Consider the following 2,640-nt stretch of genomic DNA (forward strand, 5'->3'; position numbering starts at 1 on the left):
ACAACGCGGCCAATCTCATTGCAATGATATTCCTCTGCTGCTCTGGTCTTGTTCTCCAATCAGTCCACAAGACCCCGGTTCCTGCATGACATCTCACTACGGAGCCACGACGTGCCTCACCCAATTGTCAGGAGAACCGTTTAAGTTTCTCTGTCGACAATGTCCCGAAGCGCTTGAGGTGGAGTATCGAGCGAGGCAAGAACCGTGTCGAGTTCATGTCGACACGCGTCAAGCGTGCCGTAGCCCGCGTTCCTTGCGAGCCAACAGCCGTCAACAATCTGGTCGAGGGCGGACTGGATATCGGGTGCTTGTTCCGTATCGACGGCGAGCCGATACGCGGCGTCGGCAACTCGTGGAAGGTCATCTTGAAGAGACTTCAGTTCGTCACGCATCATCGTAAGGAGCCACTGACCAGCGATGACGAAATCGGACGCCGTGGTTAGGCGTGAAATGTGCGCGTCAAAGTCGTACTTGCTTCGGCAGGTCGCAGCGTCGATGATGTCGATCGACGGTCGTTCCTCCGCATCGATGACGGAATACGCCCAGTCCTTCGCGGCGTGAAGCGAAATCAAGCCGTGACGCAGGGCAAGTCGAACAAAGGCGGCGTTCGGATTCAAGGGGTGGCGAGACACGCTCGAGGACGCGGCACTCCGTGTCCTGTCGAGTTGGTTTGCGTCAGCGGATGATGCGGCTGTCGACGACGTGTTCTCAGCCAACCACCATCCATCACAGCGAGACGGAAGTTTCACCGCAGCCCCGCAGTATCGAAGCGAGCGCTTTCAACGGGAAACGCAGAGAATCTGGGCGATGCCGGCGAAGCCGGCAAGCCCTGCCTTTGTGTGCAATTCGGTGTTCCGTCATTGGTGCGGTCGCCCGAACGGAGTCACGTGGTTGGACGGACCGGAGTTCAGGGGTCCCGCGCGGCAAGCGCGGCAGTGATTGCTCGAACGCGTGATGGGTTGTGCGCGAGCGGACACTGTGGTCGACGTGGGCAAGCGCGTCGGCGGTTGCATGAAGCGTGAGCGCGCACGGGGTGGACCGGATGGACGTATTGCGCGCGGCAAGCACGGGAGTGATTGCTCGTACCAATGATGGGTCGTGCGGGGGCGCGAGCGGTTGGTTCTCGCCGGGGCCAGGCGCGCCAACGGTTTCCGACGGAACAATAGGTCGGGACGTCCGCGCACCGATCGGATCGATCAGCAAGGCAGTTCTCGCTCGGACCGCGTGACGAGAAGCGCCAAGTGCATGAGGCGGTTTTCGACCCGGGCTGAATGGGTGGGACGCGCACGACGACATGGCACGGTGTTGTCGGCCGTCGTCGACGCAATCGGCGTAATGCGGTGTCTTGCCTAACACGCGGTTCACCCGCGCGCAGACGCGGCGGCATTCGGCCGCCGCGTCAAGCATGGCGGGTGGAATCGCTTGTTAGGCTTTTCGCGTGAGCGAATTCAAGCGCAGCTTCGCAGAATGGGTGTTGTCGAGTTGGTTGTTGCGTCAGCGGATGATGCGGTTGTCGACGACGTCCTCTCGACACACCACAGTCCATCACAGCGAACAAGAGGTGCTCTCGGCGGGGAGCCCGAGTGCTGCGAGTCCGATGCAACCAATGACAAGTTCGGGAACGCCCTCTTCAGGAACGCTCGCTCTAGCGCGTCCCAACGCCGCGCCTCGCGCGCGCAGACCTGTTCAGTTTCTTGATGTCGAGCGCTTCACGGTAGCAGGGATGAATCTCCCACTTGATATTGTAGTCTTGGTCGGTCCTCGAGCTGAGAAGATCGGGCATTTGCTTGAAGGTGTAGTGCTCATACTCTCCGTTTTGCTCCTCGGACCGTGCGATGATAAAACCAGTTCGAAACAGGAATCGGGCGACTTCGATCTGACTACGAACGTCCCTGGAGTCGATGTGTGGATTCATGTGATTCAAGACGCGATTCTTGATGTAGACAAACAGGTCATCTCTCGGAAATAGTCGTTGCGCGCCACGAAAGGCGGTGATCAGCTCCTCAACCTCTGGGCACTGATGCTTGTGCTCAGCGACGAGGTCGGCAATCCGCCTTGAGCCATAGTCACCCCAGACATCGTCGATATCGGCCTTGGTAATTCGATTCTGTCCATTCCTGAGCGCATTGGTTCTCGCGAGCTTGCAGAGCTGAACTGCCCAACGAGGCCGCTCATAGGAGAGCGTGTGAATAACCCGGTATGATTGAACTTCCTTGTCCCCCCATTGAACGCGTGGGACAAAGATCAACTCGAGAACCCGCTCCTCGTACCGGTCCTCTCGCTCGCTTGAACCCTTGATGGGCATCTGCACTTTGTGCTTCTTCGCTTCAGCCTCAATGCGCTTAAAGAGAAGCGTGCGAAACTCGTCGGGCGACCACTCAATCTCGCGAACGTACTGCTCCAACTTGTCGAGAGACTCATCGTAGCGGCGAATGGTCGGCCAGACGTCGCTGCGCATGGTTACGCGGAAGGAGGCACCCTGGACATCCTGAGCTATGTACCGTACTTGATTAGCGGGGCCAGGGCCCGGAGGCGTGATGTAGGGGGAGATCCCATCGGCGACTCGGCTGATCAACGCGGCGGTGGTTGCTGCCGATCCTGCTTGCATGAAGGACACGGACCCCCGGGACAGGCGCATCG

General features: G+C 59.2%; 2 protein-coding genes. Both read right to left on the bottom strand.

Annotation, left to right across the window (positions count from 1 at the left end):
• Positions 1 to 140: 140 nt before the first annotated feature.
• Positions 141 to 716, bottom strand: a complete 576-nt coding sequence (locus tag HY962_14205; protein MBI5648080.1) for a hypothetical protein — start codon at positions 714 to 716, stop codon at positions 141 to 143.
• A 929-nt stretch (positions 717 to 1,645) separates the two neighbouring features.
• Positions 1,646 to 2,458, bottom strand: coding sequence for a hypothetical protein (locus HY962_14210; protein MBI5648081.1), 813 nt, complete (start codon positions 2,456 to 2,458; stop codon positions 1,646 to 1,648).
• Between the last annotated feature and the right edge of the window lie 182 nt (positions 2,459 to 2,640).

The sequence above is a fragment of the Ignavibacteriota bacterium genome (assembly GCA_016218045.1).
GTDB lineage: Bacteria > Bacteroidota > Ignavibacteria > SZUA-365 > SZUA-365 > JACRFB01.

Bases quoted from the DNA above. Each gene is read 5' to 3' on its own strand.
- HY962_14210 (MBI5648081.1), bottom strand. From the start codon at position 2,458: ATGCGCAGCGACGTCTGGCCGACCATTCGCCGCTACGATGAGTCTCTC.